The sequence below is a fragment of the Micromonospora sp. BQ11 genome, assembly GCF_052068135.1.
GTDB lineage: Bacteria > Actinomycetota > Actinomycetes > Mycobacteriales > Micromonosporaceae > Micromonospora.
This window is the reverse complement of sequence record NZ_JBQHDB010000001.1, coordinates 527,558-549,374: the sequence shown is the minus strand read 5'-3', so window position 1 is coordinate 549,374 and position 21,817 is coordinate 527,558. Positions and strand designations below refer to the sequence as shown.

Annotated in this window: 20 protein-coding genes; 9 read left to right on the top strand and 11 right to left on the bottom strand. The window is 72.5% G+C overall.

The annotated features are described in order from the left end of the window. Positions 1-41 precede the first annotated feature (41 nt). On the top strand, positions 42-1,262 hold the full coding sequence (locus ACTMSW_RS02665; RefSeq protein WP_441179047.1) for an MFS transporter: 1,221 nt from the start codon (positions 42-44) through the stop codon (positions 1,260-1,262). Positions 1,263-1,759: 497 nt separating this feature from the next. Here the strand turns inward: ACTMSW_RS02665 and ctaD are convergent, their stop codons facing one another. Together ctaD and ACTMSW_RS02655 are read right to left on the bottom strand one after the other, a co-directional pair. After that, a complete protein-coding gene (gene ctaD, locus ACTMSW_RS02660) occupies positions 1,760-3,520 on the bottom strand; it encodes an aa3-type cytochrome oxidase subunit I (RefSeq protein ID WP_441178799.1) in 1,761 nt (586 codons plus the stop codon). Positions 3,521-3,724: 204 nt separating this feature from the next. Continuing rightward, entirely contained in the window at positions 3,725-4,831 is a 1,107-nt protein-coding gene (locus ACTMSW_RS02655) for an FAD-dependent monooxygenase (protein ID WP_441179046.1), read from the bottom strand. Between the two features lie 304 nt (positions 4,832-5,135). On the opposite strand from ACTMSW_RS02655, the gene ACTMSW_RS02650 reads away from it, so the two are divergent. Then, complete coding sequence (locus ACTMSW_RS02650) at positions 5,136-6,287, top strand: GH12 family glycosyl hydrolase domain-containing protein (RefSeq protein ID WP_441178798.1); 1,152 nt, start codon at positions 5,136-5,138, stop codon at positions 6,285-6,287. Positions 6,288-6,331: 44 nt separating this feature from the next. Here ACTMSW_RS02650 and ACTMSW_RS02645 read toward each other — a convergent pair whose 3' ends face one another. Both ACTMSW_RS02645 and ACTMSW_RS02640 read right to left on the bottom strand, forming a co-directional pair. Then, the gene (locus ACTMSW_RS02645) at positions 6,332-7,297 is read right to left on the bottom strand and encodes a golvesin C-terminal-like domain-containing protein (RefSeq protein ID WP_441178797.1); all 966 of its coding nucleotides are present in this window, start codon (positions 7,295-7,297) and stop codon (positions 6,332-6,334) included. Further along, positions 7,297-7,449 carry a hypothetical protein gene (locus tag ACTMSW_RS02640; RefSeq protein WP_441178796.1) on the bottom strand — a complete coding sequence of 51 codons (153 nt, stop codon included), beginning with the start codon at positions 7,447-7,449 and terminating at the stop codon, positions 7,297-7,299. Before ACTMSW_RS02640 ends, ACTMSW_RS02645 begins: the two co-directional genes overlap by 1 nt. 497 nt (positions 7,450-7,946) lie before the next feature. Between ACTMSW_RS02640 and ACTMSW_RS02635 the strand changes: the two genes are divergently transcribed. Beyond that, positions 7,947-8,486, top strand: a complete 540-nt coding sequence (locus ACTMSW_RS02635) for a GNAT family N-acetyltransferase (protein WP_441178795.1) — start codon at positions 7,947-7,949, stop codon at positions 8,484-8,486. Positions 8,487-8,490: 4 nt separating this feature from the next. Here the strand turns inward: ACTMSW_RS02635 and ACTMSW_RS02630 are convergent, their stop codons facing one another. After that, positions 8,491-9,279, bottom strand: a complete 789-nt coding sequence (locus ACTMSW_RS02630; protein WP_441178794.1) for an aldo/keto reductase — start codon at positions 9,277-9,279, stop codon at positions 8,491-8,493. 49 nt (positions 9,280-9,328) lie between these two features. On the opposite strand from ACTMSW_RS02630, the gene ACTMSW_RS02625 reads away from it, so the two are divergent. Together ACTMSW_RS02625 and ACTMSW_RS02620 are read left to right on the top strand one after the other, a co-directional pair. Then, entirely contained in the window at positions 9,329-10,372 is a 1,044-nt protein-coding gene (locus ACTMSW_RS02625; RefSeq protein ID WP_441178793.1) for a DNA polymerase ligase N-terminal domain-containing protein, read from the top strand. Positions 10,373-10,403: 31 nt separating this feature from the next. Beyond that, positions 10,404-11,597 carry a threonine synthase gene (locus ACTMSW_RS02620; RefSeq protein ID WP_441178792.1) on the top strand — a complete coding sequence of 398 codons (1,194 nt, stop codon included), beginning with the start codon at positions 10,404-10,406 and terminating at the stop codon, positions 11,595-11,597. Positions 11,598-11,601: 4 nt separating this feature from the next. On the opposite strand, the gene ACTMSW_RS02615 is transcribed toward ACTMSW_RS02620, so the two are convergent. Together ACTMSW_RS02615 and ACTMSW_RS02610 are read right to left on the bottom strand one after the other, a co-directional pair. Then, positions 11,602-13,398: a glycoside hydrolase family 15 protein gene (locus tag ACTMSW_RS02615; RefSeq protein ID WP_441178791.1), complete on the bottom strand. Its 1,797-nt coding sequence runs from the start codon at positions 13,396-13,398 to the stop codon at positions 11,602-11,604. Positions 13,399-13,482: 84 nt separating this feature from the next. Then, positions 13,483-13,875, bottom strand: coding sequence for a cupin domain-containing protein (locus ACTMSW_RS02610; RefSeq protein ID WP_441178790.1), 393 nt, complete (start codon positions 13,873-13,875; stop codon positions 13,483-13,485). 321 nt (positions 13,876-14,196) lie between these two features. Between ACTMSW_RS02610 and ACTMSW_RS02605 the strand changes: the two genes are divergently transcribed. Then, on the top strand, positions 14,197-15,291 hold the full coding sequence (locus ACTMSW_RS02605; RefSeq protein WP_441178789.1) for a beta family protein: 1,095 nt from the start codon (positions 14,197-14,199) through the stop codon (positions 15,289-15,291). Between the two features lie 7 nt (positions 15,292-15,298). Here the strand turns inward: ACTMSW_RS02605 and ACTMSW_RS02600 are convergent, their stop codons facing one another. Then, positions 15,299-15,580 (bottom strand): adhesin, encoded by a 282-nt coding sequence (locus tag ACTMSW_RS02600; RefSeq protein WP_441178788.1) that lies wholly within the window; start codon positions 15,578-15,580, stop codon positions 15,299-15,301. 327 nt (positions 15,581-15,907) lie between these two features. Between ACTMSW_RS02600 and dacB the strand changes: the two genes are divergently transcribed. Next, complete coding sequence (dacB, locus tag ACTMSW_RS02595; RefSeq protein ID WP_441178787.1) at positions 15,908-17,491, top strand: D-alanyl-D-alanine carboxypeptidase/D-alanyl-D-alanine endopeptidase; 1,584 nt, start codon at positions 15,908-15,910, stop codon at positions 17,489-17,491. Between the two features lie 57 nt (positions 17,492-17,548). On the opposite strand, the gene ACTMSW_RS02590 is transcribed toward dacB, so the two are convergent. From ACTMSW_RS02590 to ACTMSW_RS02580, 3 genes are all read right to left on the bottom strand, one after another. Then, positions 17,549-17,986 (bottom strand): nitroreductase family deazaflavin-dependent oxidoreductase, encoded by a 438-nt coding sequence (locus ACTMSW_RS02590; protein ID WP_441178786.1) that lies wholly within the window; start codon positions 17,984-17,986, stop codon positions 17,549-17,551. An 88-nt stretch (positions 17,987-18,074) separates the two neighbouring features. Beyond that, positions 18,075-19,043, bottom strand: coding sequence for a hypothetical protein (locus ACTMSW_RS02585; protein ID WP_441178785.1), 969 nt, complete (start codon positions 19,041-19,043; stop codon positions 18,075-18,077). A 157-nt stretch (positions 19,044-19,200) separates the two neighbouring features. Continuing rightward, complete coding sequence (locus ACTMSW_RS02580) at positions 19,201-19,794, bottom strand: pentapeptide repeat-containing protein (RefSeq protein WP_441178784.1); 594 nt, start codon at positions 19,792-19,794, stop codon at positions 19,201-19,203. A gap of 72 nt (positions 19,795-19,866) precedes the next feature. Here ACTMSW_RS02580 and ACTMSW_RS02575 point away from each other — a divergent pair, with 72 nt between their 5' ends. Beyond that, positions 19,867-21,099, top strand: a complete 1,233-nt coding sequence (locus ACTMSW_RS02575) for a serine hydrolase domain-containing protein (protein WP_441178783.1) — start codon at positions 19,867-19,869, stop codon at positions 21,097-21,099. A gap of 59 nt (positions 21,100-21,158) precedes the next feature. Further along, complete coding sequence (locus ACTMSW_RS02570) at positions 21,159-21,800, top strand: NAD(P)-dependent oxidoreductase (protein WP_441178782.1); 642 nt, start codon at positions 21,159-21,161, stop codon at positions 21,798-21,800. The last annotated feature ends 17 nt before the right edge of the window (positions 21,801-21,817 follow it).

The window sequence follows — 21,817 nt, the reverse complement described above, 5'->3', positions numbered from 1 at the left end:
CCGGTCGAGGATGTGCGGCGGAGGTACGGACCGACGTGAACATGAAGCCTTACCGGGAGGCGCTGGCCCTGCCCGGCCTGCGATCGTTGCTGCTGGTGGCGGTGCTGGCCCGGGTGCCGCTGACCGCAACCGGGGTGACCCTGACGTTCTACGTCGTGGAGGACCTCGGCCGCGGGTACGGCGCCGCGGGACTGGTCGGCGCCGCGATCACCGTCGGCGCGGCGATCGGCGGGCCGCTGCTGGGCCGGCTGGTCGACCGGCGGGGCCTGCGACCGGTGCTGGTGCTGACCGGCGTCGCCGAGGCGGTCTTCTGGTCGACCGCGCCGGTGCTCCCGTACCCCCTGCTGCTGCCCGCCGCCTTCCTCGCCGGCTCGCTGGCCCTGCCGATCTTCTCGGTGATCCGCCAGTCCATCGCGGCGATGGTCCCCGTCGAGGGGCGCCGGCCGGCGTACGCCCTGGACTCCATGTCCGTGGAACTGTCGTTCATGGTGGGGCCCGCCCTCGCCACGGCGTCGGTCACCGCGATCTCCGCGCGGACCACCCTCTACCTGGTGGGCGCCGGCATCGTCGCCGCCGGGATCGGGCTGTGGCTGCTCAACCCACCGGTCCGCGGTGCCGACGAGCCGGTGGCGACCCGGCGGCGGGTACCCCGTCGGGAATGGCTGACCCCCCGCCTGCTGGCCGTGCTCGCCGTCAGCACCGCGTGCACGCTCGTACTGGGCGGCACCGACGTGGCGGTCATCGCGGTACTCCGGGAGAGCGGCGAGGTCGGTTGGACCGGCGTCGTGCTCGCCATGTGGGCGGTCGCCTCGCTGGTCGGCGGCTTCGCCTACGGGGCGGTCCGCCGGTCCTTCTCCCCGCTGGCGCTGATGGCGGCACTCAGCCTCTGCACGATCCCGGTCGGCCTGGGCGGCGGCCACTGGTGGCTGCTCTGCCTCGCGCTCATCCCCGCCGGCGCCCTCTGCGCGCCCACCATCGCCGCCACCTCCGACGCGGTCAGCCGCCTGGCCCCGCCCGAGGCCCGCGGCGAGGCGATGGGCCTGCACGGCTCGGCCATCACGGTCGGCATCGCGGTCGGCGCGCCCCTGGCCGGCGCGGTGATCGACGCCCACGCGCCGCTGTGGGGCTTCGCGGTCACCGGGGCCGTCGGCGTGGTCGTGGCCCTGCTCGTCCTCCCGGTCGAGCTGCGCCACCGCCGGACCGCCACCGCCACCACCGCCCCGCTCGGTCCCGCGGAGCCGGCACTCACACCCGCCCCCTGACCGTGCTGGGCCCGCTGGGCCCGCTGGGCCCGCTGGGCCCGCTGGGCCCGCTGGGCCCGCTGGGCCCGCTGGAGATCTTGGTAGGAAACGGCCCCTGGAGGGGCCGTTTCCTACCAAGATCTCCCCGATGTCCCGCCCGAAACGGCGGAGAGCCTCCGCTCGGCGCCGACCCGGGGGCGAAGAGCCTGGATCCACCTCGATGTCGCCGACGTCGGAGATCAGGGAACCTCCGACGCTCTCAACTTCCTGTCACTCACATTCGAGCGTCAAGGCCACCGGCCACGAGTCGGGACGGCACAGCCACGACGCCACCCACGCCGACCAAGGGCGGTACCGGCCGCCCTCGGCGCGGCGCTCACCCCCACCCATGCGGCGTTAAGAAGGGGCCCTTGTACAACTCCAGGCGTTAAGAAGGGGCCCTTCCTTACACCCTCGGCAACGGCGACGGGCGCCGTCCCCGAGGGGGAGCGGCGCCCGTCGTACGTGGTGCGGGAGTGTCAGCGGCGGTCGGCGTCGCTGGCGGTGTCCTCCTGGTAGCTCGCGCCACCGTCGGACTCGCTGGTCAGCGGCTTGGCGCCACCCTCCGGCGGACCGGCGACCGACTGGCCGCCGGCGGCCAGCTCGGGGAACTTGTAGTCGAACGCCGGCCGCTCGGAGCGGATCCGCGGCATCCGGTCGAAGTTCCGCAGCGGGGGCGGGCAACTGGTCGCCCACTCCAGCGAGTTGCCGTGGCCCCAGGGGTCCTCGACCTCGACGACCGGGCCGGTCTTGTACGACTTCCAGCAGTTGTAGAGGAACGGCAGCGTCGAGATACCGGTGATGAACGCGCCGATCGTGGAGATCATGTTCAGCGTGGTGAAGCCGTCGGTGGGCAGGTAGTCGGCGTACCGACGCGGCATGCCCTCGTTGCCCAGCCAGTGCTGCACCAGGAAGGTGGTGTGGAAGCCGATCATGGTGAGCCAGAAGTGCACCTTGCCGAGGCGCTCGTCGAGCATCCGGCCGAACATCTTCGGGAACCAGAAGTAGATGCCGGCGAACACCGCGAACACGATCGTGCCGAAGAGCACGTAGTGGAAGTGGGCCACCACGAAGTACGAGTCGGAGACGTGGAAGTCCAGCGGAGGGCTGGCCAGCAGCACGCCGGTCAGACCACCGAAGAGGAACGTCACCAGGAAGCCGATCGAGAAGAGCATCGGCGACTCGAAGCTGAGCTGGCCCCGCCACATGGTGCCGATCCAGTTGAAGAACTTCATACCGGTGGGCACGGCGATCAGGAAGCTCAGGAAGCTGAAGAACGGCAGCAGCACCTGGCCGGTGGAGAACATGTGGTGCGCCCAGACGCTCATCGACAGGGCGGCGATGGCGACCGTGGCGGCGACCAGGCCCTTGTAGCCGAAGATCGGCTTGCGGGAGAAGACCGGGATGATCTCGGACACGATGCCGAAGAACGGCAGCGCGACGATGTAGACCTCGGGGTGCCCGAAGAACCAGAAGAGGTGCTGCCACAGCATCGGGCCGCCGGTCGCCGGGTCGTACACGTGGGCGCCGAGGATGCGGTCCGCGGCGAGCGCGAAGAGCGCGGCGGCCAGCAGCGGGAAGACCAGGATCGCCAGGAGGCTGGTGACCAGCAGGTTCCAGGTGAAGATGGGCATCCGGAACATCGTCATGCCCGGCGCGCGGAGGGTCAGGATCGTGGTGATCATGTTGACCGCGCCCAGGATGGTGCCGAGGCCGGAGATCGCCAGGCCCACCACCCACATGTTCGCGCCGACGCCCGGGGAGTGCTCCACGCTGCTCAGCGGCGTGTAGGCGAACCAGCCGAAGTCGGCGGCGCCACCGGGGGTGATGAAGCCGAGCGTCGCCATCGTGCCGCCGAACAGGTACAGCCAGTAGGCGAAGCTGTTCAGCCGGGGGAAGGAGACGTCCGGCGCGCCGATCTGGAGCGGCACGATGTAGTTGCCGAAGGCGAACACGATCGGCGTCGCGAAGAACAGCAGCATGATCGTGCCGTGCATGGTGAACAGCTGGTTGTACTGCTCGGGCGACAGGAACTGCAGCCCGGGGCGGGCCAGCTCGGCCCGCATGATCAGCGCCATGAGGCCACCGATCATGAAGAACGCGAACGCGGTGACCATGTACATGATCCCGATCTGCTTCGCGTCCGTGGTCCGCAGCAGCCGCGCGAGGGCCGACCCCTTGACCGGCGCTCGGACCGGCCAGGGCCGGGTCACGACCGGCTTGGGTGCGACGGTGGTCACGAGTGGCCTCCGGTTCTGGGTTGTCCCGCTTGGCGCGCGCTGGTTTTTCGGCGAGCCGTCATCCGCAAGGAGGATAGTCCCCGGCAGGTGGCCCCGCCGCGTGGGGTGGCCGGGTAACCTGCGCCACTCGCCGACCGTCGCCCCGGTCGGGGTGGTCCCGGCGTACCGGCGGTCCGACGTCACCGCACCCGCGTCGGCTCCGGCTCAGAGCGGGCCGAGCAGCAGCCGGTAGTGGTCGCCGAAGATCCGGCCGCCGTGTCCGCGCAGCAGCGGGTCGCGCAGCGGTGGCGGCACGTCGCGGGTCCGGTTGCGGTCCCGGGTCCGGTCCCGCACCCATCGCGTACGCGGGCGACGACGACTCTCGTACGCCGTCAGCGCCGCCTCGACGCTGCCGGCGTTCTGCAGTGACTCGGCGAGCACGACGGCGTCCTCCAGCGCCATGGCGGCACCCTGCGAGAGCGTCGGGGCGGTGGCGTGCGCGGCGTCGCCGACGAGCAGGACCCTCCCCCGGTGCCAGCGCCCCAGTTCGACCTCGTCGGTGACGCCGACGTGCACCTCGTCGAGTGCGTCCAGCACTTCCGGCACCGGCCCGCCGTAGTCGCCGAACAGTTCGCGCAGCCGGGCGACGGGGTCGGCGGGTGGGTCGGTGCCGGTCTCGTCGGCGTAGCAGTGCAGCCGCCCGGCTCCGATCGGCACGACGAGGAAACCGGCGCGCTGCCCGAGCAGGGCCGTCCAGTCGGCGACGCGGGGGCCGTCACGGACGACGCTGCGGTAGACGATCTGCCCGGTGGGGCGGGGCGGACCGCCGAGGGCGGCCAGGCCACGGACCGAGGAACGGGGTCCGTCCGCGCCGACGACCAGGTCGTACTCCGTGGCGGTGCCGTCGAGGAACGTGACGCCGACGGCCCCGGGCAGCGGGTCGACGGTGCGGACCTCGGCGCCGTGCCGGACGGCGCCGCCCGCCCCGGTGAGCAGGACCCGGTGTAGTTCGCCGCGCAGGAGGGCGCGGCACTCCCCCACACCGGCCCACAGGGCGTCGAGGTCGACCTCGCACAGCGGTGCGCCGGTCGAGTCGAGGAAGCGCTGGCGGTGGATGACCTCCCCGAGCGGGCGCACCGGCCCGTCGAGGTCCAGCCTGCGCAGTGCGCGGGCGGCGTTGCCGGGCAGGTAGAGACCGGTCTCGGACAGCTCGCCGGGTGGCAGCCTCTCGGTGACGTCGGGCCGAAAGCCCGCCATCCGCAGCGCCCGGGCCACGGCGAGGCCGGCTATGCCCGCGCCGACGACGAGGATGCGCAGGGGGGAGCCACCCATGGTGGTGTACGCCTCCGGAGGGGGGTTCGGCACGCGTTGGAGGCAAGACACTACTCGCGGCAATCGACGCACACCAGGGTCGATCGGTCATCGCGCACGGTCCCTCGGCGACTCGCGTCGGACGCACGTCCCAGCAGTTCACGCCCGGTCGACGGAGCGCGACGTGTCCACATCCCGAAACAACTTGGCCGCTTGGTTTGCACAAGGATTTCAAACATGTGAATGTGTTCGGAGAATGTGGGAGCGCTCCCGTCCCGTCACCCCGCGCCGCGCCCCCCACCTCCGTCGTCGTTCGAGGAGCATCATGAGACGTCCACTCCGCGCCATCGCCGCTGCCGGCCTGCTGGCCGCCGGCTCGATCGTCGCGGTCGCCCTCGGGGGCACCGCGTCGGCCGACACCCAGATCTGCGACCAGTACGGCTCCACGGTCATCCAGAACCGGTACGTGGTGCAGAACAACCGCTGGGGCACCACCGCCCAGCAGTGCATCAACGTCACCAGCACCGGCTTCGAGATCACCACCCAGAACGGCAGCAACCCCACCAACGGCGCCCCGACGGCGTACCCGTCGGTCTTCCTCGGGTGCCACTACACCAACTGCTCCCCCGGCACGAACCTGCCGATCCAGGTGAGCCAGATCAGCAGCGCCACCAGCAGCATCAGCTACCGCTACGTCAGCGGCGCCACCTACAACGCCTCGTACGACATCTGGCTGGACCCGTCGCCCAAGCGGGACGGCGTGAACCAGATGGAGATCATGATCTGGCTGAACCGGCAGGGCTCCATCCAGCCCATCGGCTCGCCGGTGGGCACCACCACCCTGGCCGGGCGGACCTGGGAGGTGTGGCGGGGCAGCAACGGCTCCAACAACGTCATCTCGTACGTGGCGCCGTCACCGATCAGCAGCCTGTCCTTCAGCGTGCTCGACTTCATCAACGACGTGCGCAACCGGGGTGCGATCACCAGCTCCTGGTACCTCACCAGCATCCAGGCGGGCTTCGAGCCCTGGCAGGGCGGCGTCGGCCTGGCGGTCACCAGCTTTTCGGCCGCGGTGAACGGCGGCGGCAACCCCACCACTCCGCCGCCCACCACGGCCCCGCCCACCACCGCGCCGCCGACCACGCCCCCGCCGGGCGGCACCGGGTGCGCGGTGAAGTACACGCCGAACGCGTGGAACAACGGGTTCACCGCCGACGTGCAGATCACCAACACCGGGTCGAGCACGATCAACGGCTGGACGCTGGCGTACTCCCTGCCGGCCGGGCAGCAGATCACCAGCAGCTGGAACGCCACGGTGAACCAGAGCGGGTCCGCGGTCACCGCGCGGAACGTCAGCTGGAACGGCACCCTCGCGCCGGGGGGCACGGCCAGCTTCGGCTACCAGGGGACGCTGAGCGGGGCGTACTCCTCGCCGACCAGCTTCACCCTCAACGGGGTGGCCTGCGCACGGTCCTAGGTGAGCTGACGAAGGGGTGCGGCGGTGGTCACCGCCGCACCCCGTCACACCCGCGTCAGTCGTACGGCGTCGGCGACCACCAGGCCGGCGGCGGAGCTCCACCGGCTGACGCCCACCCGGTTGGCGTCACCGGCCGGAAGCGTGAACGTGCCGAGGTTGCGCCACTGCCCGCCGTTCGCCCGCTGGTCGACGTACACCGTGCGGTTGCCGGTCGTCGTCGCCACGATGTAGGGCGTCGAGCCGTTGTAGCCGGCGTTCGCCGGCCACCACGCCTCGACCCGGTAGCTCGCGGTCGCCGGGACGTTGAACCGGTACCAGGCGGCGTCGCTGGCGGCGACCGGGTCGGCGTACCGGTAGTCGCCGCCGTAGCGCTGGCCGGAGTACGACGAGACGCCCCAGTTGGCGCTGGCGGTGAACCGGCCGGCCGTCGTGTTGTCCACCACCGAGGTCCAGGCGGTTCCGCCACCGGCCATCTTCGCGGCCACGTCGGCCCGCATGACGTTGAGGTCGATGAAGGACGGGTCGATCTTTCCGCTAGTGCTCGTCTCCCGGTGACCCCGGGCGTGACTGGCGTCCCGGCCCAGCCGGGTGAGCACGGCGGCCGTGGCGGCGATGGAGGCGGTGTACTGCGCCGCCGTCATCTCCTGGTTGACCCCGTTGTAGTCGATCTCCCAGCCGATCATGAGGGTGTTGCCGTCACCGGCCGGGATGGGCCCGCTGCCGCCGCTGGCCCCGGCGTGGTTGCACCGGCCGGCGGAGATGACGTGGAAGACACCGTGGTAGTCGACCAGCGCCTGGCAGAGCGGGCCGGGCAGGTCCGACCGCCCGTTGATGCAGATGTTCAGCGCCGGGTGCGGGTTGGTGGCGCTGGAGGTCGCGGCCGTGTGGTGCCAGAGGACGCCGATCGGGTTGAAGTCGCCGGGGCGCATCCGGTTGAGCCAGTCACCCTCGACGACGACCTGGACGCCCGCCCCCCGCAGCACGTCGACCAGCCAGGGAATGGTGGCCATCAGGACTCCCCGAGCAGGTCGGCGAGACATTCGGCCTTCGGTGCGGCAGTCGCCGGGGTGGGCCGGGCGACGACGGTGAGCGCGGCGGCCACCAGGGCCGGTACGCCGAGCAGACCTCGACGGCGCAGACGGACGGGACGGGCACTGGCCATGGCGGTCCTCCAACAACGACGAGGATCGATAGATGGCCGTGACGCTACATTGTTACGTTCGTCAATGTCGATAGTCTTCGGCCCGATCGGGCGATCTGAAGATTTCCACCGCCACATCTCTCGCATACGTGGCGTGACGTCGTATCGATGTCACACAGCGTTGCTTTCCCTCGCCGGTCAGCCCCCTCCCCGTTCCCCTTTGCTCTGCACCCCGTGACGCACCAGCGGCCTGAGCAGGAGCTTCGAGTGAAGCCCGATCCGCCCGGCAGCTACCCTGCGCAACCGGTGCGTCCCGGGGTGCAGAGCAAAGGGAGGGCGCGGGAACCCTGGCGGCCGGCGGGGAGGTGACAGACGGTGAACCCTGAAATGTGCACCGGCACCGGCCGCCCGCCGCTGCGGCGGGACGGGTTGCTTCTCCACGGCGTGGTCCCGGACACTCGACTGCTCCGCCGGGCGGGCGGAGCCGACGGGCAGGCGCGGGCGGGAGGCGCGGGCGGATGAACGCTCAGGACGTGCGGCTGACGGACAACATCGTCGTCCTACGACCGTGGACCGAGGACGACCTGCCGCAGATGGTCCGCCTCTTCGACGATCCGGAGATCGCCTTCCGGACCCCCGTCACCGCGACGTTCGACGCGCGGGCCGCACGGACCCACCTGGAGACGCTCCGCCGCGCGCAGGAGGCGGGCGACCGACTCTGCCTGGCGATCACCGCCGCCGAGGACGACCTGCCCCGCGGCGAGGTCATGCTGAACTTCCGGGACGACTCCATCGGCTACGCCGTCGGCCCGGCGTACCGGCGCAGAGGGCTCGCGGCCCGGGCCGTGCGGCTGCTCACCGTGTACGCCCACGAGGCGCTCGACCGGCCGCGCCTGCACCTCTGGATCGAGGCGGACAACGCCGGCAGCACCGGCGTCGCCCGCGCGGCCGGCTACCGGCCGGACGACGCCGCGCCGACGGTCGTCGAGGACAAGGGACGGCGGTACCCGCTGCTCCCCTGGGTGCACGAACGGGCGGCCGACGGGCCCTCCGGCTGAGGCGTCAGGCGCTGCCGAGGGCGTCGATGTCCCGCATCTCCTCCGCGGTGAGCGAGAACTGGAAGATGTCGGCGTTCACCCGGATGCGCTCCGGCGTGACACTCTTCGGGATCACGACGATCTCGTGGTCGACATGCCAGCGCAGCACCACCTGGGCCGGCGACACGCCGTGCGCGGCGGCAATCCGGGTCAGCACCGGGTCGGACAGGTCGCTGGTCTTGAACGGGCTGTAACCCTCCAGCACGATGCCCCGGTCCCGGTGCTCCCGGTGCCGCTGCCGGTCGTACAGCGAGGGGCTCCAACGGATCTGGTTGACCGCCGGGCTCTCCTCGGTGGCCTGGATCATCTCGTCGATCAGGGCGGTGCTGTAGTTGCTCACCCCCACCGCCCGCGTCAGGCCCTCGTCCCGAGCGGCGAGCATCTCCCGCCAGACCGGGATGATGTCGGCCCGGTTCGACGGTGGCCAGTGCACCAGCCACAGGTCGACGCGGTCGACACCGAGCGCCCGCAGGCTCGCCTCGATCGTCTCCCGCTCGCGCCCGACCCGGTCCGGGGGCAGCTTCGTGGTGATGAAGACGTCCTCCCGGCGCAGCCCGCTCTCGGTGAGCGCGCGGCCCACCTCCTCCTCGTTGCCGTACATCGTGGCGGTGTCGACGTGCCGGTAACCGGCGTCGAGGGCGGCCAGCACGGCGTCGTACCCGGCCTGGCCGGTGACCTGCCAGGTGCCGAAGCCGAGCAGGGGCATCCATACGTCGCCGGGGAGCGCGACGGTGGGCTGGTCTCCGTAATCCATGACGACGGTTCTACCCGTGATCCCCGTCGACACACCGGAGAATGCGGGGATGGCTGACCGGCTGGAGGAGTACCGGCGGAGACGGGACGCCGCGCGTACGCCCGAACCGGTGCCGGAACGCACCCCGCAGCCCGGCGGCGCGGACGGCGGCCGCTTCGTCATCCAGCAGCACCACGCCCGGAGCCTGCACTGGGACCTCCGGCTGGAGCACGACGGCGTGCTGGCCTCCTGGGCGGTGCCGCGCGGCCTGCCCCGCGACACCGGCCGCAACCACCTCGCGGTCCACACCGAGGACCACCCGATGGAGTACCTCGACTTCCACGGGGAGATCCCCGCCGGGGAGTACGGCGGGGGAACCATGGTCATCCACGACCGGGGCACCTACCGGTCGGAGAAGTGGCGCGACGACGAGGTGATCGTCGTCCTGGACGGCGAGCGGACGTCCGGGCGGTACGTCCTCTTCGCCACCGGCGGCCGGGACGGCCGGGACTGGATGGTCCGGCGCACCGACCCGCCGCCGGAGGGGTGGACCGCCATGCCGGAGCGGGTCCAGCCGATGCACCCGACGCCCGCCGCGAGGCTGCCCAAGGACCAGGACCAGTGGGGGTACGAGCTGCGCTGGGACGGCGTCCGCGCGATCGCGTACGTCTCGGGCGGGCGGCTGCGGCTGCTGTCGGAGACCGACGAGGACATCACCGGGACGTACCCGTGGCTGCGTGACATGGCCGAGGCGATGGCCCCGACGGAAGCGGTGCTCGACGGCGTCCTGGTCCGCATCGAGCGGTCCGGGCGGGTGCGGCCGGCGCGGGGCGGACGGGCCACCGCCGACGCCCAGTTCCTGCTCGTCGACCTGCTCTGGCTGGAGGGCGTGACCAGCGTCGACCTGCCGTACGCGCAACGCCGGGAGCTGCTCGACGGTCTGGCGCTGGCCGGATCACACTGGCAGACTCCGCCGTGGTTCTCCGGCACCGGCGCCGAGGCCCTGCGAACCGCACGGGAGCAGGGGCTGCCCGGCGTCGTGGCGAAGCGGCTGGACTCGGTCTACGAGCCGGGCCGGCGCAGCCGGCGCTGGCTCAGCGTCGACGGGAGCTGACGGACGCGACCCGAGGACGGCGAGGAGCACCGTGTACCTGACCCACCTGGAATGCCCGCGCTGCGCCCGGAAGCACGACGCCGGACGACCGCAGAACCTCTGCACGTGCGGTTCCCCGCTGCTGGCCCGGTACGACCTGGACGCGGTGGCGGGCGTGGTCACCCCGGAGCGGTTCCCGCTGCGCCCGGCCGACCTGTGGCGCTACCGGGAACTGCTGCCGGTGGCCGACCCGGGCCAGGTGGCCACGCTCGGCGAGGGCTGGACCCCGATGCTGCGCGCGCCCGCGTACGGGGCGGAGATCGGCATCCCGGACCTGATCGTCAAGGACGAGGGGCTCACCCCGACCGGGTCGTTCAAGGCGCGCGGCGCGGCCGTCGGGGTCAGCCGGGCCCGGGAGCTCGGCGTCGAGCGGATCGCCATGCCGACCAACGGCAACGCGGGTGCGGCGTGGGCCACGTACGCGGCGCGGGCCGGGATCGGCGCGACAGTGGTCATGCCGCTCGACGCGCCGACGATCTGCCGGCGCGAGTGCGTGGCCGCGGGCGCGGACCTGCGCCTGGTCGACGGGCTGATCAGCGACGCGGGCCGGCATGTGCAGCAGCTGGTCGCCGAGTCCGGCGGGAAGGTCTTCGACGCCGGCACGCTGCGCGAGCCCTACCGGCTGGAGGGCAAGAAGACGATGGGGTACGAGATCGTCGAACAGCTCGGCTGGCAGGTGCCCGACGTGCTCATATACCCGACCGGCGGCGGGGTGGGCCTGATCGGCATCCACAAGGCACTCCAGGAGCTGCAGGAACTGGGCTGGATCTCCGATCGGCTGCCCCGGCTGGTGGCGGTGCAGTCCACCGGGTGCGCGCCGATCGTCCGCGCCTTCGCCGCCGGGGAGCCTCGGGCCGAGCCCTGGGCGGACGCGAACACCGTGGCCTTCGGCATCACCGTGCCGGCCCCGCTCGGCGACGAGCTGATCCTGGCCGCGCTGCGGGCCACCGCCGGCACCGCACTCGCCGTGGACGACGCGGAGATCCTCGCCGACCTGCGCGCCTTCGCCGCCCGGGAGGGACTGCTGCTCTGCCCGGAGGGCGCGGCCTGTCTGACCGCCGCCCGTCACCTGCGGGCCGGTGGCTGGATCCGGGCCGGCGAACGGGTGGTGGTGATCAACACCGGTGCCGGCGTGAAGTATCCGGAGACGGTCGACGTCACCGGCGTACCGGTGCTGCCGGCCTGACCGGTCACTCCGTCGTCGGGTCGGTCAGACGCCAGGCGGCGTTGATCAGGCCGATGTGGGACAGGGCCTGCGGCGTGTTGCCGAGCTGGGCGCCGGTGCGCAGGTCGATCTGTTCGCTGAACAGGCCGACGTCGTTGGCGTACCCGGTGACCCGTTCGAAGAGCGCCTCGGCCCGCTTCCGCTCGCCCGCCATCACCAGGCACTCCACCAGCCAGAACGAGCAGAGCAGGAAGCCCGCCGGGTCGGTGTTCCAGCGGCGCACCAGCCCGTTGTCGTCGCCCAGTTCCCGCTCGACGAGCGCGATGGTGGCCCGCATCCGGGGGTCGGTGGCGGGCAGGAAGTGCACGATCGGCAGGAAGAGCGCCGATGCGTCCAGGTCGGGTGACCCGAACGCCCCAGTGAAGGCACCGACCCGCTCGTTCCAGCCCTCGCGCAGCACGGTCGTCCGGATCTCGTCACGGATCGCCGCCCAGCGGTGTGGCTCGCCCCGACCGGCGAGCTGCGGCGCGAGGCGTACCGCGCGGTCCAGCGCCACCCAGCAGAGCACCTTCGACGACAGGTAGTGCCGCTCGGCGTCCCGGGTCTCCCACATTCCCCGGTCGGGCAGGTGCCAGGTGCCGGCGACCTGCTCGGCGAGACCGACCACCATGTCGCGCAGTTCCTCGTCGAGGGTGTCGCCCAGGTAGTCGTGCAGCCGCCAGACCGCCGAGAGGACCTCGCCCGGTACGTCCAGCTGTCGTTGCCGCCAGGCGTCGTTGCCGACGCGGACCGGGCGGCTGTCGGCGTACCCCCGCAGGTGCGAGCACTCGTGCTCGGAGACGTCCCGCTCGCCCTCCAACCCGAACAGCACCGGAACGGGGTCGCCACCGACCTGGCCGATGGACCGTGCCGCCCAGGCGAACAGGCGGGACGCCTCGGAGGGGCAGGCGGCCACCCAGAACGCCTGCAGGGTCATCGCGAAGTCCCGCAGCCAGGAGTAGCGGTAGTCGTAGTTGCGGTCCCCGCCGGCCCGCTCGGGCAACGAGGTGGTCAGCGCCGCGGCCACCGCGCCGCTGCGGGTGTACGTGAGTCCGGTCAGCACCACCGCGCTGCGCCGGACGACGTCGGTGTAGCGCCCGTCGTACCGGTGGGTCTCCCGGTACGCCTGCCACGCCTGCACCGTCTCGGTGAGCCCGGTGGCCGGGTCCAGCCGCACCGGCCGGTCGCCGTACGTCCGCCCGTACGCGGCGCTGAAGCCGACGGCGTCCCCGGCGGCGACGTCGAACTCCGCCTCGACCCGGTCCGGGCCGGCCCGCAACGGCACACCGTCGGCCCACAGTTGCAGCAGTACCGCTCCGGCGGCGAACAGCACCGAGCCGTCCGGCTGGTCGTGCAGGTACGGCGTGATCAGGCCGTGGTCGGGCCGGGGCGCGAGGTCCAACGCCATCCGGACCCGCCCGGTCAGCCCCTCGACGCGGCGCAGCAGCACCGCCGGAGAGTTCATGCCGAGCTCGTGGCCGCGCGCGCCGATCTCGGCGGCGAGCGCGTCGGTCACCGCGACGCTGCCCTCCGGGGTGTGGTGCACGGTGCGTAGCACCAGCGTGTCCGGCAGGTACGACCGTTCGACCCGGTGTCCGGACAGGCCGGTCCCGACCGGTGCCAGCCGCCAATGGCCGGCACCGGGGTCGAGGAGACGCGCGAACACCGAGGGCGCGTCGAAGCGGTCCGGGCACCACCAGTCGATCGAACCGTCCCGGCCGACCAGCGCTCCCGATCGGCAGTCGGAGAGGAATCCGTAGTCGGAGATCGCCGGCTCGTCCACGCGTCGCGGATACCCGGATCCGGTCGGCTCAGGCGCGGCGACTCCGGGCCGCCGCGCCTTCGGCCGGTGTCGGCAGCGAGCCCGTCAGGAGGTGGGCGGCTCGTCCTCGCCGGCGGCCTCGGCCGCGTCCGCCTCCTCCTTGGTGCGGTGCACCACCTGGTCGGCGTGCTCCGGCGGGCCGTAGACGGTGTAGAGGACCAGGGGGTTCGGGCCGGTGTTGACGAAGTTGTGCTTCGTTCCGGCGGGTACCACCACCAGGTCACCCTGGACGACCTCACGCTTCTCCCCCGCGACCCGGGCCTCCCCGGTGCCGCTGACGAAGGTGAGGATCTGGTCGATGTCCTCGTGGACCTCCTCGCCGATCTCGCCACCCGGCGGGATTGTCATGATCACCAGCTGGGTGTTCTGGCCCGTCCACAGCACACGGCGGAAGTCCGGGCTCTTCTCGGCGACGGTCGCGATCGTGTAATGCTCCATGCCGCTTGCTTACCCGTTGTCACCCGTCGCCACGCCGGGACTCGCGGATGGTGGAATTCCCCACCTCGACGGGGTTTGGCGCCCCCGTGAACGGGGATCGACCATGTGACGGGGCAACGACCCGGTCGAGCCAGGTCCCTGCCGGCGTACCGCCGTACGGCTGCGGTGGTGGGAGACGGCCAGAGCGCGGCGACGTTCCGACCCACCGGTCGGGCGGCGCCGTGCGCTCGTCTCCGGGCCCGGGCGACCCGGTGAACTGTCCGATCAAGGATAGTGACAGCGTCACGCACGACGGACACCCATACGTCGCTAGGCTGAGGTATGGTGCCCGCCCACGGGGGCCGGGTGGCGGAACCGGTCTACCGCCCCATTCTCGCCAACCGGCGCGGCGAGTTGGAGGCGCTCAGCCACCTCGACGGCTCACTCGCGCCGTTGGTCGACCCGGTCATCGAGCTGTCCGTCCTGGACTCGCACACCCTGGACGTCCTCGGACGCCTGCCCGGCAATCTGGTGCCGGCGGTCGACGTCACCGCGCTGCCCGACGGCCCGGAGACGGAGCTGGGCCGCTGGGGCGTACCGCTGGTGCCGGTCATCGGTCTCACCGACAGCGCACGGCGGCTGGTGCTGCACGGTGCGGCGGCCCGCGCCCACGCCCACCGGGCGGTGGTCCGGCTGCGACTCGCGGCCGACCGGTCCGGTCCGGACGCCGCCACGACCGCGGCCGAGCGCATCTGGCGGCTCACCCGACTTCTGCCCGAGCAGTGCGACCTGCTGGTCGACGCCGGTGACGTGTGCTGCCCGGCCGACGTGCGCACCACCGGCCCCCGGGTACGGCGGTTGCTGGACTGGGCCCGCCGGCACGCGTGGCGCTCGGTCAGCGTGGCGGCGGGCGGGATGCCCACCAACCTGTCCCGCCTCCCCACCGACGAGCCGGTACGCCTGGACCGCTGGGACTGGCTGCTCTGGCGGGAGCTGGCCGGTCTGGGTGTCGGCTACGGCGACTACGGCGTCGGTCCGGCCCTGCGCGGCGACGACCAGCCGAACGACCGGCTGCCCACGATCTGCTACACCGCCGACGGGGCCTGGTGGGTGTACCGCTGGTCCCGTCGGGGCGGCCGGGGTGACGACCGGTTCGCCGACCTGTGCCGCACGCTGGTGTCCGCGCCCCACTGGCCGGCGGCCGGTGCGGCCTACTCCTGGGGCGACCACGAACTCCTCCGGCGGGCCCGGCGGTCGGCCGGTGCCGGCTCGCCCGCCAACTGGGTCGCGTGGAGCACGTCGCACCACCTCGCACACGTGGTCAGCACCCTCGGGGGCGCGGCTCCGGACTCGGAACCGAAAGCGTGGCGGGACGATCAGGCGGCGGGCCGTGCCGGCCGGCCGCACCGGGGCGGTACGGCCCGCCGGGCGGGCTGAACCGGTGTCACTGCTTCTCGGTGAAGCCGAACTGCACCACGCCCTCGTCGTCGACGGTCGCGTCCACCGAGGCGTCCCCGAGCAGCTCGGCGGCGTCGGAGTCGAGGAAGATCCGGGCGCCCTGGTTGTCGACCACGTGGTCGCCCTCCACCGGCTCGGGCACCAGCTCGACGGTGAGCGAGCCGGCTTCGGCGTCGGCGGCGATGCGTACCCCGCCGTCGGTGGCGACGTCCTGCTGGTTGGCGAGGTCGCGGATGACCAGCACGGCGTTGTCGGTCATGGTGAGCATGCGGAACTCCTCGTGGATTCTCGGGTTCACGACGCGGACCGGGACCGGCCCGCCGACGAGTGCACGTGGGAGGCGATGGGAGGGGCGAGCGGGCACCGCCGCCGCAGGAAGGGGCCGACGAAGGGCCCGTCACGGCCTACGTTGCCCGCTGCCGGAGCATCCGTCAAATAGAGAGAGGTGACTACGGGCAGGTCCCGGTACCGATCGGAGGAGACAGTCTCGTTTCGCCACCGGACGTCCGTCCGGTGTGGTAACGAGCACGGACGTGAAAGATTCTTCCGGTCGTCGGCCCTTCCCGGCAGATTACCTCCGTGGCAGCATCAGCGCATGCATCGTCGTCTCTTCCCCCGGACGCTCGCGCTCGCGGCGCTGGTCGCGGTCGCGGCCACCGCCGGCGCGCCCACCGCCACCGCCGAGTCGCCGACCCCCGCGGTGACCCGGCTGAACGCCACCATCGACGCGATCCTCGCCGATTCCCGCCTGGCAGGGGCGCAGGCCTCCGTGGTGGTCAGGGACGTCGCCAGCGGCGCGACGCTCTACGACCGCAACGGTGACCGCCGCCTCATCCCGGCCTCCAACACCAAGCTGCTGACCTCGGCCGCCGCGCTGGAGCTGCTCGGCCCCGGGCACCGCTTCCGCACCGACGTGCACACCAGCGGCACCCGTCGGGCCGGTGTCGTCGCCGGCGACCTCCACCTGCGCGGCGGCGGTGACCCGACCATGCTCGCCGCGGACTACGACGCGCTCGCCGCCCAGGTGGCCGCACGGGGCGTCCGGGTCGTCACCGGCGACCTGGTCGCCGACGACACCCGCTACGACGACACCCGACTCGGTCCGGACTGGACCTGGGACGACGAACCCTATTACTACGCGGCACAGGTCTCCGCGCTGACCGTCGCGCCGGACACCGACTACGACGCCGGCACCGTCATCGTCGGCGCGGCGCCCGCCGCCACCCCCGGCGCGCCGCCGGTGGTCACCACCACCCCGGCCACCGGGTACGTCCGCATCGACAACCGCGCCGTCACGGTGGCCGACGGGGAGACCACGATCTCCATCGAGCGCGCGCACGGCGGCAACACCGTCGTGGTCACCGGCCAGATCGCCGTCGGGGACGCACCGGCCAGCGACTGGGTCACGGTCTGGGAACCCACCGGGTACGCGGCCGACGTCTTCCGCTCGGCCCTGCGCCGCCACGGCGTCCGGGTGCTGGGGCGTACGGTCCTCGGTCGGCCCACGCCCGCCGGGGCGTCCGAGGTGGCCCGCCACGACTCGATGACCCTCGCCGAGCTGATGGTGCCGTTCCTCAAGCTCTCCAACAACGGGCACGCCGAGGTGCTGACCAAGGAGACCGGACGCGTGCTGGCCGGCTCCGGCACCTGGCCGGCCGGGATCGCGGCGATCACCGGCTACCTGACCGGCGCCGGCATGGACCCGGCCACCTTCCGCCAGCGCGACGGCTCCGGCCTGTCCCGCCGCAACCTGGTACCGGCCGGTGAGGTCGTGGACCTGCTCACCGCGGTCCGGGCCGAGCCGTGGTTCGACACCTGGTACGCGGCCCTGCCGATCGCCGGGGACCCGGACCGCCTGGAGGGCGGGACGCTGCGCAGCCGCATGCGGGGCACCCCGGCGGAGGGGAACGTGCACGCCAAGACCGGCAGCCTGACCGGGGTTTCCGCCCTCTCCGGGTACGTGACCGACGCCGACGGGCGACTGCTGGCGTTCTCGATCATGCTCAACAACCACCTCGCCTCGTCGGTACGGGGGCTGGAGGACCAGATCGCGGTGACCCTGGCCGCGTACACCGGCACGAGCGTGAGCGCCGCGCGGGTCGCGCCCCCGAGGGTGGCCGAGGCACCTGCTGCCCCGGAGGACCGGGAGTGCTCCTGGGTGAAGCCCGTCGCCTGCTGAGGCACCGACGGCCGGCCACGCGGTCACGCGTGGCCGGCCGCCGTGGGTGTCGTCGTCTCAGACGCGTTCCAGCACCACCACCGGGATCTCCCGGTCGGTCTTCGCCTGGTAGTCGTCGTACGCCGGCCAGATGCCGGTCATCTCGGCCCACATCCGCGGCTTCTCCTCGGCGGTGGCGGTACGCGCCCGCGCGGTGAAACGCTCCGCGCCCACCTGCACCTCGACCTGCGGCTCGTCGACGAGGTTCAGGTACCAGGCGGGGTGCTTCGGGTCGCCGCCCTGGGAGGCGACCACCAGGTAGGCGTCACCGTCACGGCCGTAGATGAGTGCGGTGCGCCGCAGGGCGCCGCTGCGCCGGCCCCGGGTCGTCAGCAGGAGCGTGAAGACGCCCGGCCGCCACTCGTGTCCCTCCGCGCCGTCGGTCTCGACGTACCGTCGAATGTGGTCGGCCACCCAGCCCTGCGGGCTGTCCACCACCTGCTCGCTCGCCGTCACGGGTCCTCCCGGATCTCACCTGTCACGTCGGCACCACGCTACTCCGGCCGCGCCGGGTCGCCGCCGGAAACGACGGCCGCCGCCGGCGTCAGCTCAGCGCGAGGGCCTGGATGCCGACGCCGCCGCAGTCCTCGGTGAAGACCTCCTCGGCCGTCCACGTGAGCACCAGCCGGGCACCGGGCGGGACCTGGAACCGGATGGTGAAGTCGGCGGACTGGCTGGTGTGCGGGTCCTCGATCCGCACGGTGCGGGTGGGGCCGCCGGTGGAGAGGCGGGCGTCGAGGCGGCCCTTCGCCATCCAGATCCCGGCGTAGAGGTGGACCGTGCGCAGGTCGCCGTCGCCTGTCACGGCCAGCGTGAAACCGCTGCCGGCGCCGCAGGTGTAGACGCCGACCGGTGTGCCGTCGGACGATTCGACGGGAGTGCCGCCACGCCACCGGAACGTCTCCTGGTTGACGTCCCAGTCGTCGCGCTCCCCGGTGCCACCCTCGTCCCGGATCTCGCCCGAGCCGCCGCGCATGCGGACCGGGGAGTCGGGGCCCTTCAGGCCCCAGTGGACCCAGTCCCGGGAGCCCACCGCGGACAGGTCGACCTCGTCCGGCACGTCGCTGCGGGCCACGGAGAGCACCGGCGGTGCGGCCGGGGACGCCGACTGCGACGGCGTCGGCGGCGCGGGCGTGGGGCTCGGCGGGCGTTGCCGGGGACGCAGGCCGGGAGAGACCGGAGCGGTGCCCGGGTCACGGCCGTCGGCGCCGGGAAGACCGCTGGGCCGGTTGACACCGGCGGGGACACCATCCCGGCCGGCGGCTCCGTCGTCCGGGCCCGGCCCGAACTCGGAATTGACGTACGCGACCAGGGCCGCCGCGCAGACGACCGCGATCAGTCCGTGGATCGCCCAGCGCCGGCGCTGGCGGGCGCGGGCGGACCGCCGCAGGTCGCTGCGGCTCGGGATCGGGCGCGCGGGATCGGCGCCGTACGGGGGGCTCGACGCAGCGGCCACCGGCCGCTGCCGGTGCGCCCCGCCGATGCTGGCACGCGTGACGTCGTCATCCGCCACCGACTCTCCACTCTCCCCGCCGACTGTCCGAACGCGACCTTGACGTCCGTTGTGAGGGGTTTCACGTTGGCACGGAAAGACCTTTCCCGCCAGACGGGTAGCGTCCGGCGTGTCTCGTTCGTTACCAACCGATTCGTGACCGACCCAGAGAGGCGGCTCACCCGAGCCGGAAGCCGAGCGCCTGGGCGATCAGCACCGCCTGCTCGGCGTCGATGAGGGCACCCGTTCGCTCCACCGTCGTCGGGTCGAGCGCGGTCAGATCACTGCCGCGCAGGTCGGCGCCGCCGAGCTTCGCCCGGTGCAACTGTGCGGCGGACAGGTCCACACCGGTGACCGTGGCGCCGGTCAGGTTCGCCCCGGTCAGGTCCACTTCGCGCATCCGGACGCCGGTGAGGCGGACCCCGCGCAGGTCGGCCCCCGGCAACGCCACGAACGACCAGTCGCCACCCTCGACGGTCAGCGGACGCAGGTCGCACTGGTCGAAGGTGCTGCCCACCAGCTTGCAGCCGGTGAACTCCGCCTCGAAGAAGTTGCAGCGCCGGAACACGCACCGCGTGAAGGCCGAGTCGACGTGGCGGGAGGCGTTGAACCGGACGGTGCCGAAGGTGCACCCGGTGAAGGTCGCGCCCCGGGTGACCGCCTCGGTGAGGTCCACCCCGAAGAACTCGCAGTCGACGAAGTGCCGGTCGACCAGTTCCTCGGCGTACCAGTCCTCGTGGCGGAAGGTGGTGTCCTCGGTCGGCTCCGGCATCGGTCCAGGCTAGGTGCCGACTGTGACAACCGCCCTTCCCGTACCGGCGTACCGGCCGGTAGGTTCGCGGATGTGAGCGTGGCACGCACCATCGACCCGGACCGGATCGGCTTCGACCCCGCGCGGCTCGCGCGGATCGACGAGCACTTCGGCCGGTACGTCGACGACGGCCGGCTCCCCGGCTTCCAGGTGGTGGTCACCCGACGGGGCGAGATCGCGCACTCCTCGACGTACGGGCGGCGCGACGCCGAGCAGGACCGGCCGGTCGAGGCGGACACGCTCTGGCGGATCTACTCGATGACCAAGCCGGTCACGTCGGTCGCCGCGATGATGCTCTGGGAGGAGGGTCGGTTCGAGCTGACCGACCCGATCAGCCGTTGGCTGCCGGAGTTCGCCGACCTGCGGGTCTACTCCAAGGGCTCGACGCTCAAGCCGTACACCGTGCCGGCGCTGGAGCCGATCCGGGTGTGGCACCTGCTCACCCACACCGCCGGCCTGACCTACGGCTTCATGCAGACCTCGGTGGTCGACGGCCTGTACCGGGCGGCCGGCTACGACCTCTACCCGCCGGCGGACGTCGACCTGGCCACCGCCTGCGCGGTCTTCGGCGAGCTGCCGCTGCTCTTCCAGCCGGGCACCGCGTGGGGGTACTCGGTCGCCACCGACGTGCTCGGCCGGCTGGTCGAGGTGGTCTCCGGGCAGAGCCTGGACGCCTTCTTCACCGACCGGATCCTCCGCCCGCTGGGCATGACCGACACCCACTGGTGGGTGCAGGGTGACGACGCCGACCGGCTGGGTGCGCTCTACGCCCCGGACCCCCGGACCGGGCGCGCGATGCGCTACGACAAGCTGGGCGCCCTGGCGTACGAGAAGCCGACCCTGCTCTCCGGCGGCGGCGGCCTGGTCTCCAGCGCCGGCGACTACCACCGGTTCACCCAGATGCTGCTGCGCGGCGGTGAGCGGGACGGCGTACGCCTGCTCGGGCCGCGCACGGTGCGTTTCATGACCCGCAACCACCTGCCCGGCGGGCAGGACCTGGACACCCTCTCCACCGGTGGGTTCGCCGAGACCACCCTGGAGGGCGTCGGGTTCGGGCTCGGCTTCGCGGTGGTGGACGACCCGGTGCCCAGCCGCGTGCCCAGCAGCGTCGGCGAGTACTACTGGGGCGGGGTGGCGAGCACCGCGTTCTGGGTGGACCCGGCCGAGGAGATCACCGCGCTCTTCTTCACCCAGCTGATGCCGTCGAGCACCTGGCCGATCCGGTCGCAGCTGCGCCAGCTGGTGTACTCCGCCCTGGTGGAGTAGACCAGGGCGGGATCGCCGTTCCCGCCGCGAGCGGCGGGCGGGATCCCTAGCCTGGGGTCGTGAGCAACATCGTCGTGTTCGGGGCGGGCGGGACGGCCGGTTCGCGGATCACCACCGAGGCGTTCAACCGGGGCCACCGGGTGACCGCGGCGGTCCGCCGGCCCGAGGCCACGTCGTACCTGCCGGCCGGGGTCCACCTGGTCACCGGGGACGCCACCAGCGAGCTGAGGGTACGGGAGGTGGCGCCGGAGGCGGACGCCCTCGTGGTCGCCATCGGCGGCGGCGGGCGCACCCTGTGGCTCGACGCCGCACGCGCCCTGGTCGGGGCGCTGCGCGACATGCCCGCCGCGCCCCGGATCATCCACGTCGGCGGCGGGGCGACCCTGCTGACCCGGAAGGGGACCCGGTTCCTGGACGAGCCGGACTTCCCCGAGGAGTACCGCGACGCGGCGCTGGGCCAGGCCGACGCCCTCAACTTCTACCGCTCCTCCTCCGACGGGGTGCCCTGGACGTACGTCACCCCGCCGCCGGTGGAGTTCCATCCCGGCGAGCGGACCGGGCACTACCGCGTGGGCGGCGACGAGCCGGTCACCGACCACGAGGGGCGCTCGGTGCTGACGTACGAGGACCTGGCGGTGGCGGTCGTCGACGAGATCGAGAACCCGCAACACCGGAACACCCGCTTCACCGTCGCGTACTGAGCCGACGGATCACGGTC

Bases quoted from the DNA above. Each gene is read 5' to 3' on its own strand.
- ACTMSW_RS02610 (WP_441178790.1), bottom strand. From the start codon at position 13,875: ATGGAGCATTACACGATCGCGACCGTCGCCGAGAAGAGCCCGGACTTC.
- ACTMSW_RS02630 (WP_441178794.1), bottom strand. From the start codon at position 9,279: ATGGATTACGGAGACCAGCCCACCGTCGCGCTCCCCGGCGACGTATGG.
- ACTMSW_RS02645 (WP_441178797.1), bottom strand. From the start codon at position 7,297: ATGGCCACCATTCCCTGGCTGGTCGACGTGCTGCGGGGGGCGGGCGTC.
- ACTMSW_RS02635 (WP_441178795.1), top strand. From the start codon at position 7,947: ATGAACGCTCAGGACGTGCGGCTGACGGACAACATCGTCGTCCTACGA.
- dacB (WP_441178787.1), top strand. From the start codon at position 15,908: ATGCATCGTCGTCTCTTCCCCCGGACGCTCGCGCTCGCGGCGCTGGTC.
- ACTMSW_RS02665 (WP_441179047.1), top strand. From the start codon at position 42: ATGAAGCCTTACCGGGAGGCGCTGGCCCTGCCCGGCCTGCGATCGTTG.
- ACTMSW_RS02625 (WP_441178793.1), top strand. From the start codon at position 9,329: ATGGCTGACCGGCTGGAGGAGTACCGGCGGAGACGGGACGCCGCGCGT.
- ACTMSW_RS02650 (WP_441178798.1), top strand. From the start codon at position 5,136: ATGAGACGTCCACTCCGCGCCATCGCCGCTGCCGGCCTGCTGGCCGCC.
- ACTMSW_RS02655 (WP_441179046.1), bottom strand. From the start codon at position 4,831: ATGGGTGGCTCCCCCCTGCGCATCCTCGTCGTCGGCGCGGGCATAGCC.
- ACTMSW_RS02600 (WP_441178788.1), bottom strand. From the start codon at position 15,580: ATGCTCACCATGACCGACAACGCCGTGCTGGTCATCCGCGACCTCGCC.
- ACTMSW_RS02580 (WP_441178784.1), bottom strand. From the start codon at position 19,794: ATGCCGGAGCCGACCGAGGACACCACCTTCCGCCACGAGGACTGGTAC.
- ACTMSW_RS02605 (WP_441178789.1), top strand. From the start codon at position 14,197: ATGGTGCCCGCCCACGGGGGCCGGGTGGCGGAACCGGTCTACCGCCCC.
- ACTMSW_RS02640 (WP_441178796.1), bottom strand. From the start codon at position 7,449: ATGGCCAGTGCCCGTCCCGTCCGTCTGCGCCGTCGAGGTCTGCTCGGC.